Annotated in this window: 11 protein-coding genes and 2 tRNA genes; 7 read left to right on the top strand and 6 right to left on the bottom strand. The window is 41.2% G+C overall.

Annotation, left to right across the window (positions count from 1 at the left end; translation table 11 throughout):
* Positions 1 to 24 precede the first annotated feature (24 nt).
* Together NT175_11480 and NT175_11475 are read right to left on the bottom strand one after the other, a co-directional pair.
* Positions 25 to 2,178 carry a S46 family peptidase gene (locus NT175_11480; GenBank protein MCX6235316.1) on the bottom strand — a complete coding sequence of 718 codons (2,154 nt, stop codon included), beginning with the start codon at positions 2,176 to 2,178 and terminating at the stop codon, positions 25 to 27.
* 81 nt (positions 2,179 to 2,259) lie between these two features.
* Positions 2,260 to 3,957 (bottom strand): Zn-dependent hydrolase, encoded by a 1,698-nt coding sequence (locus tag NT175_11475; protein MCX6235315.1) that lies wholly within the window; start codon positions 3,955 to 3,957, stop codon positions 2,260 to 2,262.
* Positions 3,958 to 4,057: 100 nt separating this feature from the next.
* Between NT175_11475 and gltX the strand changes: the two genes are divergently transcribed.
* Positions 4,058 to 5,590: a glutamate--tRNA ligase gene (gene gltX, locus NT175_11470; GenBank protein ID MCX6235314.1), complete on the top strand. Its 1,533-nt coding sequence runs from the start codon at positions 4,058 to 4,060 to the stop codon at positions 5,588 to 5,590.
* 75 nt (positions 5,591 to 5,665) lie between these two features.
* A protein-coding gene (locus NT175_11465) for an IS630 family transposase (protein ID MCX6235313.1) occupies positions 5,666 to 6,806 on the top strand; the annotation gives its coding sequence in 2 pieces (ribosomal slippage) (positions 5,666 to 6,108 and positions 6,107 to 6,806; 1,143 coding nt in all).
* A 261-nt stretch (positions 6,807 to 7,067) separates the two neighbouring features.
* On the opposite strand, the gene NT175_11460 is transcribed toward NT175_11465, so the two are convergent.
* Both NT175_11460 and NT175_11455 read right to left on the bottom strand, forming a co-directional pair.
* On the bottom strand, positions 7,068 to 8,255 hold the full coding sequence (locus NT175_11460; GenBank protein MCX6235312.1) for an ATP-binding protein: 1,188 nt from the start codon (positions 8,253 to 8,255) through the stop codon (positions 7,068 to 7,070).
* A gap of 235 nt (positions 8,256 to 8,490) precedes the next feature.
* Positions 8,491 to 8,563 (bottom strand) — tRNA-Gln (locus tag NT175_11455).
* 207 nt (positions 8,564 to 8,770) lie between these two features.
* Between NT175_11455 and NT175_11450 the strand changes: the two genes are divergently transcribed.
* Positions 8,771 to 9,160: a four helix bundle protein gene (locus NT175_11450; GenBank protein ID MCX6235311.1), complete on the top strand. Its 390-nt coding sequence runs from the start codon at positions 8,771 to 8,773 to the stop codon at positions 9,158 to 9,160.
* A gap of 102 nt (positions 9,161 to 9,262) precedes the next feature.
* On the opposite strand, the gene NT175_11445 is transcribed toward NT175_11450, so the two are convergent.
* The gene (locus NT175_11445) at positions 9,263 to 10,981 is read right to left on the bottom strand and encodes a glutamine--tRNA ligase/YqeY domain fusion protein (GenBank protein ID MCX6235310.1); all 1,719 of its coding nucleotides are present in this window, start codon (positions 10,979 to 10,981) and stop codon (positions 9,263 to 9,265) included.
* Positions 10,982 to 11,162: 181 nt separating this feature from the next.
* Between NT175_11445 and folB the strand changes: the two genes are divergently transcribed.
* From folB to NT175_11425, 4 genes are all read left to right on the top strand, one after another.
* A complete protein-coding gene (folB, locus tag NT175_11440; protein ID MCX6235309.1) occupies positions 11,163 to 11,519 on the top strand; it encodes a dihydroneopterin aldolase in 357 nt (118 codons plus the stop codon).
* Between the two features lie 166 nt (positions 11,520 to 11,685).
* Positions 11,686 to 11,756: transfer RNA gene (locus NT175_11435), tRNA-Cys, on the top strand.
* Between the two features lie 264 nt (positions 11,757 to 12,020).
* Complete coding sequence (locus NT175_11430) at positions 12,021 to 13,295, top strand: T9SS type A sorting domain-containing protein (protein MCX6235308.1); 1,275 nt, start codon at positions 12,021 to 12,023, stop codon at positions 13,293 to 13,295.
* Positions 13,296 to 13,379: 84 nt separating this feature from the next.
* On the top strand, positions 13,380 to 13,955 hold the full coding sequence (locus NT175_11425) for a dual specificity protein phosphatase family protein (protein ID MCX6235307.1): 576 nt from the start codon (positions 13,380 to 13,382) through the stop codon (positions 13,953 to 13,955).
* 115 nt (positions 13,956 to 14,070) lie between these two features.
* Here NT175_11425 and NT175_11420 read toward each other — a convergent pair whose 3' ends face one another.
* Positions 14,071 to 15,438, bottom strand: coding sequence for a T9SS type A sorting domain-containing protein (locus NT175_11420; protein ID MCX6235306.1), 1,368 nt, complete (start codon positions 15,436 to 15,438; stop codon positions 14,071 to 14,073).
* Positions 15,439 to 15,616: the final 178 nt, after the last annotated feature.

The following is a 15,616-nucleotide window of genomic DNA, read 5'->3' as shown; positions in this document are numbered from 1 at the left end:
GGATGACATCCCTTTTTAATAAACCTACCTGATAGTCAGTTCATTAATGATATTTTGCGCACCGGCAAACTTGTCAATGATAAACAGGACGTAACGGATATCCACGTTGATACATCTCTGCAATGCCGGCTCAAAAGCAATATTTCCACTCATTGACTCCCAGTTGCCATCGAACGCCAGGCCGATAAGTTCACCATTACCATTGAGAACAGGACTGCCCGAGTTTCCGCCTGTTATATCATTATCGGTCAGGAAGCATACAACCATCTTTCCGTCTTTTCCATACCTGCCATAATCCCTGGCCTGATATAAATCTTTCAGCTTTGCCGGAACAATAAATTCCTCATTGGTCGGATCTTCCTTTTCAATGACACCGGAGAGATAGGTCATATAATTATAATGTACCGCATCGGCCGGATAATAATCCAGCACCTTTCCATAGGTAAAACGCATTGTTGAATTGGCATCAGGATAAAAAACCTTGTCTTTCATCATTTCCCTGAGACCGGCAACAAACAGACGTTTGTCACGGCTGAGCTTTTCCGAAATGCTACCAGTTCCTGCATTCAGGGTCGAAAATGCTGTGAAGAACGACTGGGTAGTTTTATTGGCTAAGTCATTCTGAAATTTTTTTAGCGAAGGCTTATTGATAAAAGTCATGAAATTCTCTTTTGTGGCAAATATGGATTTCTTAAAAACATCGGCAGCAAAGGCATCGAAGCATCCCTTATATTTTTTCATGATGAGGGATGTATAAATATCAGGATGTTTGTCAGCCGGAACTTTATCATAGATCAGTTTAAGGGCCGCAGCAAAAAGTTTTTGTTCCAATGCCGCATTGTAGTCCTTGAAATACTCCTCAGCCTGAACTTTAAATTCTTCCAGATCGGCAGGCTGATAGTCTTTCTTTTCAAGAACAGCCTGAAGGCTACGAAGCTGCAAGGGAAAAGTGATTATCTTGGAAGCAAAGAATGGCGCCTGAAAATACCATAAGGCCTCCTGGGATTTAGTATCGGCGAGGGTTTTGTATCCTTCTTCCATATCCTGCAGCACTGAACCGTACTTTTCCTTTCGGGCAGGATCAGCATTGACCCAGGTCTGGAATTGCTCCTCAATGGCCTTTTTCTGATCGATGACTTTCAACCTCTTCAGATCACGGGCTTCACCGACTTTATTCTTCCAAAAATTTGCTATCTGTGCATGCGTTGAGGCATATTGAATTCTCACTTCAGGACTGGCATCCATATCTGCTTTCATAATATCCAGGAATACCTTACCAAAATCGATTATGGCAGGATCGGAGTGGTAAAGCGTCAGGTCAACACCGTATGAACTCCGGTAACGGTCAGTCTGGCCAGGAAAACCCCATACCATGGCAAAATCTTCCTTTTGGTATCCTTTTACAGAAACCGGAACAACATATTTTGCCTTAAGAGGCACGTTTTCTTTCGAATACGTTGCAGGACTTCCGTCAGGCGCGGTATAAATCCTGAAAATGCTGAAGTCGCCTGTATGCCGCGGCCACATCCAGTTATCGGTGTCACCGCCAAATTTACCAATGGAAGAGGGTGGTGCACCAACAAGTCGTACATCCTTATAAGTCAGATAAACAAATAAATAATATTCATTCCCATTGAAAAAGCTGTTCACCTCTACATCATATTTGCCGTCCTCTGAGGCCTCCTCTTCAAGTGTGGTGGTCACTTTGTTAATAGTATCATTCCGTTCATTCTCAGTCATATCGTCTTTCACATCTGCAAGTACCCTGGCTGTCACATCTTCCATGCGAATGAGAAAAGTGGCAGTCAGCCCTTCATTTGGCAATTCCTCTTCCCTGGTCATAGCCCAAAAACCATCAGTGAGATAATCATGGTCGACTGAACTGTGCTTCTGAATAGCATCATAACCACAATGATGATTGGTGAATAATAGTCCGTCAGGTGACACAACACTGGCTGTGCAGAAATGACCGAAGTCGACAATAGCATCTTTCAGGCTTGAATTGTTTATGCTGTATATCTCTTCAGCCGTGAGCTTCAGACCCATCTTCTGCATGTCGGTATAATTAAGCCTGTCAACAAACATCGGCAGCCACATGCCCTCATCGGGCGGATCAGATGCAAAACTTCCAAAGCTCATGGCTATGACCATAAGCATCAATAAAAATAACTTCTTCATGATAAAATGGTTTTAGTTAATGTTAATGACTGATTTTACCTTCTCCTGTTTATCTCCCTGTAATTCCCTCTAAGGTGATGATCATTGCAGGCCCATTATCTTCTTTCCCTGGATGAAGACGATGTCTACTGGAATATTTGATGTATTGACCCGGTCAATGTCAGCCTTCAGTTGCGGAATAATAATCCCTTTTTGCTCAATCCATTGCTTTGACTGAGCATAATTTCCATCGCCTTCAATATGAATAATGTTCTGCATAAGGGATATAACCGCTTCCTTCATTTTATCAAAATCGACAAAATAGGTCCCGTTTTCATTCCGCTTGAAGACGTCTTTTTCAGTGAAATAATTGAACTGGATCATGTTTGATTTTCCGTGTGCATCGGCAGCACCAAAGCGGCAGGAGCGGAATATACCGGCAAAGAATGTAATGTAATTGTCCATCACCTCCCCTTCCTTAAGTTCCCCCATCTCATAGAGTTTGGTGACAAGATAAAGTCCCATGATGTCGGCTTTGGCTTCTTCCATTGATGAGTACTGCTCCTTCAAAGCGCTTCTGACAGGTCCCTGTCCGGTGATCGTGTTTTTAATGCCCAGACCATGTGCTACCTCATGGAACATGATGTTCTCGAAAAAGGCGTTGAATTTAACATGTTTAAGTTGTGCGGAATCGATAAGCACTTTGGCAATAGGCATCAGGATATTTTCAAATTTGGCCTGTATGGAGTTCTTAAGCTGTAACCGCCTGGAGCCGGCTTTGAGCTGCACCTCCTCATCATTGGGCAGGTTGATGGCAATGGTCTTGCCCCCTTCATTGGCATTGCCGGCATAATATATGACTTCATAAGCATTCAGGTCCGAACCTGAACCGGGTGTTTCACTCTTATATTGTTCTTCAACAGGAAGACCTTTCTGAAGTTCGGGCAGTAAGGCTGTATATTTAACAAGCCTTTGGCTCCACTCACTGTCTTTTATAAGTATAAATGACTCCTGCGCCGCTTTATAACCATACAACGCATCCTCATAGTTTTCGATAGGACCGACCACAAAATCAATGTTCGATGTTTTCATTTCCATCCAGGCAAAATCACTGGGTTGACAATTGTCGGTGAGTAATGCGTCAGCACGGAGGGTCAGGTATTTTTTCAGACCTTCATCTTCAGCAAGCGCAGCGGCTTGTTTCATCAGATCAGCGGCTTTTTTGACCTTGCTCGCATAAGCTTCATGATACCAGACTATACGTAACGATTTATCATCATTTCGCCTGATAAGTGTGTATAAACTTGTCTTATTGGGATCATTCAATGCTTCAAACTCCTCATTCGTCATGTCCAGTGGATAGAAGTTTGCCCCGGCAGGTTTCTCACCTATCTCCTTGATAAACGATTCATTGTCGTTTAAACGGTCCCATGGTCCGTAGTTAAGCATGGCAAACTGTTTTGTGCTTTCATCCTGCAAGCGGTTAAGGAAAGCTTGCTTATTGCCAAGGGTCTGCTGCCAGTATATGTCATCCATAATATCGGCAATATCAAATAATATGGAAAGGATTTGTTTTTCCTTTACGCTGAGATGACTGATATCAGCCTTTAATTCCACTGGCGCATAGGAAGCAAGCCGTGCTTTTACAATCTCCGGTGATATAGGTGTAAAAGCTGCATCAGCCGCGATTACTCCTGAATATTGGTTTTCCATCTCTTCGGAAGATTTTTCATATTTACAGCCTGCAATAAAAATGACAGGCAGTAAAGCAATAAAATAAGTAATTGTCTTGTAATTCATAAAGGTTGGGATATTAAGTTATTGAGCCGACGAAAGTACGCAATTTCAATAACTTTTCAAAGGAGGATTTATTATCTTTGCGGCTCAAATTCAGGTTTTCATGGATAAAAAAACGATCAGGGTGCGTTTTGCCCCCAGCCCGACAGGGCCACTTCACATCGGTGGGGTGAGAACAGCCCTGTATAATTACCTCTTTGCACGGAAAAATGGCGGTAAGTTCATACTCAGGATCGAAGATACCGACCAGGCGCGATTTATTCCCGGCGCAGAGAATTATATCATTGAATCGCTGGAATGGACGGGAATTAAATTTGACGAGGGCATCAGGGAGGGAGGGCTTTTTGCCCCGTACCGCCAGTCGGAACGGCAATCGATCTACAGGCAGTATGCCGAAGAGCTGGTACGTAATGGCCATGCCTATTATGCATTCGATACCGCTGGGGAAATTGAAGAGATGAGAAAAAGGCTCGAAAATGAAAAAGCTTTGAATACCAGTTATAGCTACCTCTCGCGCTTGTCGATGAAAAATTCTCTTTCACTTCCTTCCGGAGATATTAAAAATCGCCTCGTAGCAGGCCATAATTATGTGATCCGTTTCAAAATTCCTGAAAATGAAGATGTAAAGGTTTATGATGAGATAAGAGATTGGGTGGTGGTGCATACATCCACGCTTGACGACAAGGTCCTGTTCAAATCGGATGGCATGCCCACTTATCATCTGGCCAATATTGTGGATGATCATCTTATGGAGATTTCCCATGTGATCCGTGGCGAGGAATGGTTGCCGTCGCTGCCTCTCCATGCGCTGCTTTACAGGGCTTTTGGATGGGATGAGCCAAAATTTGCCCACCTTCCCCTCCTTCTCAAACCCGACGGAAAAGGAAAGCTGAGCAAACGCGACGGCGACAGGCTGGGATTTCCTGTCTTCCCCCTGCAATGGGTTGACCCCGACACAAAAGAGATTTCTTCAGGTTATAGAGAATCCGGGTATTTCCCCGAAGCCTTTGTCAATATCCTGGCTTTCCTGGGATGGAATCCGGGAACAGAACAGGAGCTCTTTTCCATGGATGAACTTATCGATGCCTTTTCCATTGAAAAAGTGGGTAAATCCGGGTCGCGGTTCGACTTTGAAAAAGCTAAATGGTTCAATCATCAGTATTTACAGAAAAGAACCAATGAAGAGCTGACAGCACTTTTTCAGCCGATTCTCAAATCTAGAGGCATCAGTGCACCAGATGAATTTGTAACACGTGTTGTTGGATTGGTCAAAGAAAGGGTGGATTTTGTGAATGAGATGTTGGACCAATCCTGGTTCTTCTTTAAGGCACCGGAAAGTTATGATACCGAGGTAGTAAAAAAGAGATGGAAGGAAGATACGCCAAAAATCATGACAGAAGCTGCTGATTTCATTAAAGGTATTGAGCCTTTTATATCTTCTGACATCGAAGCCAGGCTAAAAGAATGGATTGAGCAAAAGGGCTATGGGATAGGCCAGGTGATGAATGCGTTGCGGTTATGCCTTGTCGGCGCCAGCCTCGGCCCGCACCTGACCGATATCATGGAGGCCATCGGGAAAGAAGAGGTAATCCGTAGGATTAGTAGAGCTGTTGAAGCATTTTCGAAATCAATTTAATTCTTTTTAAAACTAGTGTCATGTCAATTGTAATATGACGTAAATATTTATTATCTTTGCCAAAAATAAAAAGCTATGGCAAAGAACAGAATCACATACAAAGTTACATTAACTGAAGAAGAAAGAGAAGAGCTTATGTCAATAATCAATAAAGGCACTCATACCTCTCAACGTTTCAGGAGTGCATATATCTTGCTCAATTGCGACCGGGGCGAGCATTTCGAAAGAGTGACCAATGAAGAAATGGCAAAGGTTTTAAAAATTGGTATGCGAACAATTGACCGTGTTAAAAAGCGGTTTGTAGAAGATGGTTTCGATGCCGCCCTGGAACGAAAGGAGTCAGAGCGGAAATACGAACGCAAGGCAGATGGTGATGTTGAAGCTCATCTCGTAGCCTTGAGTTGTGGGAAGCCTCCCAAGGGATATGCCAGATGGTCACTGCGTCTATTAGCGGACAAAATGGTAGAGCTTAATTATGTAGAGAATATCTCATATGAAACGGTGCGAACCGTTTTAAAAAAACGCTTTAAAACCCTGGAGGGTAAAAGGATGGGTAATACCGCCAGGCAATGATAGTCAATTTGTTGCAGACATGGAGCGGGTTTTAGATGTATATAAACGGCCCTATAATGAAGCCAATCCACTGGTTTGTATGGATGAGTCGCCAAAACAGTTGATAGGAGAAACAAGAACCGGTGAACAGATGGAACCAGGTCAGGAACAACGAATAGATTATGAATATGTACGAAACGGGGTTTGTAATATTTTTATGGCTAATGAGCCCCTAAAGGGAAAACGTATGGTAAAAATTACCGAGAGAAAGACCAAGACAGATTGGGCAGAATTTGTTAATGACATTTCATTACAGTATCCACAGGCAGAAAAAATTACTCTGGTGATGGATAATTTTAAAACACATGTCTCTGGCTCATTTTATGAAAGGTATTCTCCGGAAAAAGCAAAGGTATTATGGGATCGGTTTGAATTCATAAATACCCCGAAACACGGATCATGGCAGAATATGGCAGAAATTGAACTTAATGTCCTTTCAAAACAATGTCTGAAGCGACGGATTGCAACAATGGATGAAATGATAGACGAGGTCGAGGCATGGGAGTATGATCGAAATAACAGGAATTCTAAAATAGATTGGCAGTTTACAACAAAGGATGCCAGAATAAAATTGAAACGCCTTTATCCGTCAGTACACGATTGACATGACACTAGTACTAGTTGGTACTCTCTTGTCGATAATCTTGGTTATTCTATTGAGCATTCCATTGATTATTTAGCAGATTTTGCTCAATAGACCTAAACTTATAATTTTTCTGGTAGTTTTTCCATTAAATCCTGACTTACCTATGTGTTCGGGATTGATTCTGCTCTTTTTCATTGCTTTTGACCGGCTAATATTTATCAAAGTTAATCATGATGAGTTCAATGTAATAAATATACCTGATATTTTATACTGCATAACTCAGGATTGCGCACTGTCAATGTCGGCATTAAAAATATCATTCACATGCTCCCACCCAAGTATCTGAACCTGGTTGACTTTCTGGTTGAGTCGCCCACCATAAACCAGATAACCGGGCCGGCTTGTCCCGGTTAGTTTTTGCCAAAAGTTCAGGCCTTTGAAAAAATCACTATGAACGGTCTTTGACGATTTCACTTCAACGCCGGTGATTGTGACTCCCTGTTCAAAAAGAACATCAACTTCATTACCCGAATTATCACGAAAAAAATAAAAATAGGGTTTGACCCCACTATTGAATTGACTCTTGAACATCTCGGATAAAATAAAAGATTCAAATAAATTTCCCCTGTTGTAATACGATTCGAGCTGCCGGCGGTCTTTTATATCGAGGATAGAACAGGCAAGCCCTGTGTCATAGAAATATAGCTTAGGGGCTTTTATGATTCTTTTATTGAAATTACGGTAATACGGCGGCAGCAAGAACACGATAAAACTGGCTTCAAGAACTGAAATCCATGATTTTATGGTCTTCTGATCGATCCCTAAATCGTTACTCATCGACGTTAAATTGATCGTATGACCAATCATTCCGGCGGCCACCTTAATAAACGACTGGTACTTTGATAAATCCTTGACATTGATGATCCGGCGCACATCCCTTTCAAGATAAGTCTGAATATACGATGGATACAGATCATCAGGTGATAATCCCTCAGCATACAGACGGGGATAAAATCCTTTCACCAGGAGGTCCTGATAGTCATCCTGAAAATGTCCGGATGTTAAAAGCTCTTCTATACTGAAAGGCAAAAGGTTAAATATGGCTACCCTGCCCGCCAGGCTCTGCGCTATGGATTCAAGAAGCAATAAATTTTGCGATCCGGTGATTATGAACTTTCCATTCTTACCGGTCTCATCTGTCAGGCTCTTGATATACGATAGCAGTTGCGGTGCATATTGGATCTCATCTATAATCAATCCCTTATCATGACCCGACAAAAAGCTTCTGGGATCTTTTATGGCCAGTTCACGTATTTCAGGAATTTCAAGGTCCAGATAGAGATAGTCCGGGAAAATCATTTTAACGAGAGTCGTCTTACCCGATTGCCTCGGACCTGTGACGCTGATAACAGGCATCTTCAGGGCTATCTCTTTTATCTTGTCATGAATCTTTCGTTCTATAAGCATCTTTACAGATCAGGAGTTTAATTCCGGATCTGTAAAAATAATACTTTATTTGTCCATTTCCAATCCTAAACAAATTTTTTTATTCATTCATGTAAAACAAATTATCATAACCTTAGCCTGCTCTATTCTCAATCTCCGTGATATTCCGTGTCATCCGTGTATTCCGTGTTCAAATAAAAAAAGCTTCATAATCCAGAGACGAGAATTATTGAAGCTTTTTCAACAGGTATCGTTGTTGCCCGACTAGGGGTCGAACCTAGACTCTTCTGATCCAGAGTCAGACGTGTTGCCAGTTACACCATCGGGCAATGGGGAGGCAAAGATATTTAATTTTGGGAAATTATTCAATTTTTACCTTTTTTTTTGAATATCCAACAGACAAACATACGAAGTAGAAGGCAAAGGGCAAGGCGAAGGCGATTTAAGATAGGAAGTTAGAATGTTAGTTGGGATTTAGAAATTTTTTATGAAAACAGGGTAACATTTAATAGGTTTCGGGATTAACATTAAAAACCATGGCACCGAAATCAGGTTCATTTCAAATTGAAAACCGACTTATTGATTTTGTAGTACGTATTCAGGAGGTCTTAAAAACCTTTCCTAATACTTACTTTCATATGCAACTGGCCAATCAGATAAGTAAGTCTTCAACCTCAACTGCATTAAATTATGCTGAGGCGCAAAGTGCAGAGTCGGCGAAGGATTTTATCCATAAAATAAAAATTGTTCTGAAAGAGCTTCGTGAATGTTATGTTTCCCTGAGAATTCTTGCTCATGACAAAGACCTGAATGATACGAGTGAACTATCTGCACTTGTCAAAGAAAACAATGAGCTCATTTCCATTTTTGTCAGAAGTGTTCAAACAGCCAAAAAAAATCTAAAATCTAAAAACAACCAAGAATAAATCCCAACAGCTACTTCTATCATCTAACTTCTAACTTCCATTCTCCTTCTACTTCGAATATAAACTTCTCCTTCTACTTCGTATGTTCGATATTCGATATTCCTACTCTTTTTTACTCATCTTCGCCCACGTATCTTTCAGCGTCACCGTCCGGTTAAAAATAAGGTGATCATTTGTGGAGTCCTTATCGACACAAAAATACCCCAGCCGGATAAACTGATAGTGGCTTCCGGATTGGGCAGCCTTCAGTGAAGGCTCGACAAAAGCAGTAGCGATGGTCAATGATTCCGGATTAAGGAATTCCTTGAAATCTTTGTCTTCATGCCCGGCAGGATCTTCCACTGTGAACAGCCGGTCATAAAGCCGGATTTCGGCTTTCAGTGCATGCTGTGCCGACACCCAGTGCAGCGTTCCTTTTACCTTACGGTTGCTCTGTTCACCACCGCTTCGCGTCTCCGGAAAATATGTACAATGTACTTCGCTGATTTCACCGGTCTGATCATCTTTCACAAATCTCTCGCATTTGATGATATAGGCATTCTTAAGCCTCACCTCTCCACCCGGGTATAACCTGAAATATCCTTTGGGAGGATTTTCCATAAAGTCCTCCTTTTCGATATAAATAGTCCCTGAGAATGGGATCATACGCTTTCCCATGGACTCATCCTCGGGATTATTGACCGATTCCATTTCCTCGACCTGGTCTGTAGGATAATTATCGATGATCACTTTCAGGGGATTCAGGACAGCCATAGCCCGCGGTGCACGTTTGTTCAGGTCTTCTCTAAGACTATGCTCTATTAAAGCAAGATCAATGGTATTATCACGTTTAGCTACGCCGACAAGATCAGCAAAATAACGGATCGACTCCGGTGTGTAACCGCGTCGTCTCAGCCCGCTGATAGTAGGCATACGTGGATCATCCCAATCGTTTACAAAACCACCTTCAACAAGCTCAAGGAGCTTACGCTTGCTCATGATCGTATAACTGAGGTTGAGACGCGCAAATTCGATTTGTTGTGGCCGGTATTCTGTTTCAATGAGCTGATCCAGGTACCAGTCGTATAAGGGCCGGTGTACTTCAAATTCAAGTGTGCAGATGGAATGGGTTATCCCCTCCAGGTAGTCCGACTGTCCATGAGCATAGTCATACATGGGGTAAATGCACCATTTGTCATCCGTACGGTGATGGATAGCAAACAGGATACGATACATTACCGGGTCTCGTAACAGCATATTTGGTGATGCCATGTCGATCTTTGCCCGCAGCACCTTCGATCCTTCCGGGAATTCACCGGCACGCATACGTTGGAAAAGATTGAGGTTCTCTTCAACAGACCGGTTCCGGTAAGGGCTTTCCTTCCCCGGGGTATTGATCGTGCCACGTTGCTCACTAACTTGCTCTGCACTCTGGTCATCCACATAGGCTCTGCCTTCCAGAATCATTTTCTCAGCCCATTCATATAGCTGATCAAAATAGTCGGAGGCATAAAAAAGCCGGTCATCCCAGTCAAATCCGAGCCATCGCACATCTTCGATGATCGAATCGACATATTCCTGCTCCTCTTTAGTGGGATTGGTATCATCGAACCGCAGGTTGCACAAACCATTATACTTCCTCGCAAGTCCAAAATTCAGGCAGATGGACTTGGCATGGCCGATGTGCAGATAGCCATTGGGCTCCGGTGGAAAACGGGTGTGAACACGGCTTTCGTTCTTACATTTCCGGATATCCTCTTCAATGATCGCCTCGAGGAAATTTAAACCAAATTTCGAACCCCAGGCTTCGGCCGGATTTTTTAGAGCATCATTATTGTTCATGTCCTTAATGTTTTACTTGTAGCAACGACTGCAAAAATATAAAAATATGGGTTATCTGCTTTTTGCTGTACTTTTGTGATTCCGAAATATTTTGTATTTAATTTAACCACGGACACGGAGGTCACACGGAGTGAACAGAGGGAAAATCCTCCGTGCTCTGTGATTTAAAAAGAATAAGCTCATGTCATTGATATCTCTTGAGGGCATGGAATTTTATGCTCACCATGGCTGTTTTAAAGAAGAAAAAGTCATCGGAACACGGTTCATCATTGATTTTTTTCTCGAAGCCGATACCACAGAAGCCGAAAAAACAGATGATCTGACCAAGACCATCAATTACCAAACAGTATATGCCTTAGTAAAAGAAGAGATGGATCAGGCATCCAATCTGTTGGAGCATGTGGCCAGGCAGATACTCGACAGGGTCTGCCGGCAATTCCCCCAAATTACCTTTGCCGAGGTTACTGTATCCAAAATTAATCCCCAGGTTGGCGGAAAAGTTGAAAAGGTAAGTGTGACCTTGTCAACTGAGGACTGAATATCAATTTGTTAATTAGTCAATTAGTCAATTAGTTGATGGGCTCATTTTGTATTAATAAAATTAATTGGCACATCATCACATAGACTAATTATCTAATTAACAAATTAATCCATAGTATTGCATTTCAAAATGGATTTTGTAATTTTGTTCACAAATTGCATCTGGTACCATGGCCGAGTGGCTAGGCAGAGGTCTGCAAAACCTCGTACAGCGGTTCGAATCCGCTTGGTACCTCTAAAAGCCAAAAAGGGATGACATCTCCTACCAGAGATGTCATCCTTTTTTATTCACCACCTATTAAACATATCCTTTTTTTTAATATATTAGTAGGATTATTCTTTTTTAATATGATTGTTGGAGACTTGATTAAAGTAAATGAGCTTTTTAACCATTTATAAAATTGGAAAGAACAAAATATTAAAATCGAAATTATTGATTAAGTGATAATTGTATCAACAACCGTCAAAATGTCTTAGAAAAATGATAAACATTTAAAACATGAAAACTAAAAAATTATTACACATCTTATGTTTTCTATGTCTCATCACTAACGTAGCTCAATCTCAAGACTGGACGCAGGTTGGGGGCGGGACTAACAATTCTGTTGGTGCACAATGTGTCTTCAACGGGGAATTATATGTTGGTGGAGGTTTTACTTTTGCAGGTGGAAATCCAGTGGTTTATACTGCAAAATGGAATGGTAGCAGTTGGTCACCGGTAGGGTCAAATGTTGTAGGGGTGAACTTTGTGTGGTGCCTTGTTATTTATAATGACGAATTGTATGCTGGAGGGAGCATGGGGATTGACAAATGGAATGGAACAGAATGGGTATCAATACTAGGGGAATTTGAATCCGGCCATATATATGCTATGACTGTCTATAATAATGAGCTTTATGCAAGTGGTGGCTGGCCAATTAAGAAATGGAATGGCATGAATTGGTCAAGTATCGGATTGGCAAATGGTGAAATTTATAGTATGTGCACGTATAATGGAGAGCTGGTTGTTGCCGGAGGTTTCCTTGATATTGACGGAATCCCATTAAATAATATAGCTAAATGGAATGGCAATAATTGGTCTCCTCTTGGAATCGGGATAATTGCTGGCTGGGTTGATGCTTTAGAAACCTATAATGGTGAATTATATGCAGGTGGGAATTTCACTAAAAGCCAGGGAAATATTGGTAATTACATTCAAAAATGGAATGGTAGCAATTGGTCATCTCTGGGTATTGATCTGGACGGCGAGGCTTCTGAACTGGATTCAATAAGGGGTAAACTTTTTGTAGGAGGTGGTTTTACTAAGGCTGGCAGCATAACCACAAATGCAATTGCAACCTGGGACGGTACTACCTGGGCTGCCTTAGGGACCGGAATGAACATCGCGTATCCTTATATTACTGCAATTACCGATTATAAAGGGGAGATATATGCCAGCGGGGGATTTACACAAGCCGGTGGTATTCTTGCATTATACATTGCTAAATACAATATCTCACAGGGTATTTCGGATCCTGGTATTCTAACAACTAATGTCAGAGTCATTCCAAATCCATTTAGTACCTCAGCAATCATTATAAGTACCTATAATAAAATAAATGAGAAATATGACCTTTTGATTTATAATAATTCAGGAAATATTTTGTGGTATTCAGGAGGAACGGGAGAAGGATCCATCAAATTAGAAAGAAAAAACTTAAATGATGGACTTTACTTTTTTCAGTTAATATGGGAAGATGGAAAAAGGGAAACCGGGAAATTTATTATTAAATAAAAAAGGGCATTGATAAACAACCAAATTCTGATTTGTTTAGTTCTTATAAACCGATACCTTGATCTTCCTTACTAAATCAATCATATGTCTTTTATAAAATCAGAAATTTTCTATTACATAATCCTTGTTCTTCTTGTCAGGCCTGGATTCTCGCAAAATCCGGCAACACCCCGGCCTGAAATCTGGGCAAAAAAAGTGACCAATTGGAGTTTTGATAATCTGTATCAGCTAAATAATGATGTTTATCGCTCTGAACAGCCTGACAATAGTGGATTCCGCGTCATCGCACAAATGGGTATAAAATCCATTCTCAATTTAAGAGTTAGCAATTCAGACAGCACTATAATCGGAGACCTTAATCTTAACTACTTTCATGTTCCGATGAGGGCAAAACATTTTACTGAAAATGAAGTAACCGAAGCCCTCAGAATAATTCAAAAAGCACCAAAGCCTATTTTGATCCATTGTGTATATGGTTCCGACAGGACAGGCCTAGTCTGTGCAATGTACAGGATCGTCTTCCAGGATTGGTCTTATCAGGAAGCAATTGATGAAATGATAAACGGAGGTTATGGATTTCATGAGAAATATTCCAACATTCCATTGTTTATAGAACAAAGAGATAGTGAATTGATTAAGAAGAAATTCAATGATATGTAATCTCATATTCATCCTAAAACATTTTAAGATAATTTAAAAATAGATTTTTACCTGACAGGTCTTAATTAATCATTCAGGTTTGGAGAATTATTCTAAATTTGACCCTCATCCCTTTTTATTCTACAATGAATTTTTCCGTAAACCACCCATTTTCAGTCATCACAAGTACAACATACACCCCTTTCACAAATCCACCGATGTCGACTTTGATTTCGCGCTCATCTGCATTCCGGTCATAAACCACCTCCCCAAAAGCAGTATAGATGAATACATGCTTAACCGAAGCTGCTGAATTCACATACAAAAAATCATCTGCCGGGTTTGGAAAAAGATGAATGGTATTCCGCCCGACGATGTCCTCTGTATCTTCAGTCCAGATTATTACCGGAAGGGTTTGTTCTGATTCACAATCAGAATATAAGGCAGTAACCGTGTAAATATAAACCGAGGATAATGGCAAAGGGCCATCCAGGAATAAATTCGCAGTCACAGGGGATTGAGGCAGTAACTGGTTGTTACGGTAAATATTATAACCGATAAGAGCATTCGTGCTGCTTTTATGTGGCGATGATGCCGGGTAGTCGATACCAGGATGCTGTATGAATCCCTGGATATTCAAGTTATAATCAAGTCCATATGAAGACAGGGGTTCCCATGTTGAACCATCTAAGTTCACCATATCTCCATAGCCTGTGACAGCAGGTCCTGAATCGCATCCTGCCGGATACACGCCGGGAGGATGATTGAGGCAGGCATACCCAATCCATAATTCTTTTGAATGATCGATGAAAACAGGACTTCCCAGGTTAAGATCATTCCACTCATTTATAATGAGATCGGTCAAAGGTATACTGACCAAAAGGTTCGACGCATTCGCATCAGTCCAGACTTTAAACACATATTCCGTGTTTTCACCTGTAGGAAAAAACCTGATCATGGTCAGGTAATATCCGTTGTATGGTTCCAGTTGATTGGTATCAAAACGAATGGCCACGGTAAACGAACCTCCTTCTGCAAAGCCGATGCCTGTATAATTAGAACCGTTGTCATAATGAATCCAGTCTTCAGGGTATGTATTACCAGATGTCGGATTCCATGTCAGAAAAGCATATTCATAATTGATAAGTTCACCTTCCAGGTTCAGGGGAGGCCCGCATATATCCTGTATCAGTGCAAAGTCAAGTTGAACCTGGCCTGAAATGAAAAAATCCTGAACCGTATTCTTTTGATATCCAAAGGCTATGCACTTGATATCATAGATACCTTCCTCCACACAAATTGAATAATACCCTGAAATATCAGAATAGATAACGGGGTATCCTTCAATAGTTAACATGGCCCCATAAATTGGCTGCTGCAATTGAGAATCTGATATGTAGCCTGTCAGGTTTGCAACCACCATATCCGACTTAACACCTTGAAATACTGAAGCGTAGGAAATATTGGCTGCCACTGATAATATGAAATATATTAACCATTTCATGATTGAATCCTACCGCGACTTTACTACACTAATTTAGTCAAATATACATTACAAACCGTTTGGTTTACACACAGACGAATAAAAATCCAGTCCGTAGCTCAAGCGCTGCACGTGCTCGAAGCACAATCATTTATATTTGCGCAATAATCTAAAATTCGACATTTTATGAAACGAGCAT

This window comes from Bacteroidota bacterium (assembly GCA_026391695.1).
In the GTDB taxonomy this organism is placed as follows: Bacteria; Bacteroidota; Bacteroidia; order Bacteroidales; family JAGONC01; genus JAPLDP01.
The sequence above is the reverse complement of the archived record's forward strand: the minus strand, read 5'-3'. Positions and strand labels throughout refer to the sequence as shown.

Bases quoted from the DNA above. Each gene is read 5' to 3' on its own strand.
- NT175_11480 (MCX6235316.1), bottom strand. From the start codon at position 2,178: ATGAAGAAGTTATTTTTATTGATGCTTATGGTCATAGCCATGAGCTTT.
- NT175_11475 (MCX6235315.1), bottom strand. From the start codon at position 3,957: ATGAATTACAAGACAATTACTTATTTTATTGCTTTACTGCCTGTCATT.
- gltX (MCX6235314.1), top strand. From the start codon at position 4,058: ATGGATAAAAAAACGATCAGGGTGCGTTTTGCCCCCAGCCCGACAGGG.
- NT175_11460 (MCX6235312.1), bottom strand. From the start codon at position 8,255: ATGCTTATAGAACGAAAGATTCATGACAAGATAAAAGAGATAGCCCTG.
- NT175_11450 (MCX6235311.1), top strand. From the start codon at position 8,771: ATGGCACCGAAATCAGGTTCATTTCAAATTGAAAACCGACTTATTGAT.
- NT175_11445 (MCX6235310.1), bottom strand. From the start codon at position 10,981: ATGAACAATAATGATGCTCTAAAAAATCCGGCCGAAGCCTGGGGTTCG.
- folB (MCX6235309.1), top strand. From the start codon at position 11,163: ATGTCATTGATATCTCTTGAGGGCATGGAATTTTATGCTCACCATGGC.
- NT175_11430 (MCX6235308.1), top strand. From the start codon at position 12,021: ATGAAAACTAAAAAATTATTACACATCTTATGTTTTCTATGTCTCATC.
- NT175_11425 (MCX6235307.1), top strand. From the start codon at position 13,380: ATGTCTTTTATAAAATCAGAAATTTTCTATTACATAATCCTTGTTCTT.
- NT175_11420 (MCX6235306.1), bottom strand. From the start codon at position 15,438: ATGAAATGGTTAATATATTTCATATTATCAGTGGCAGCCAATATTTCC.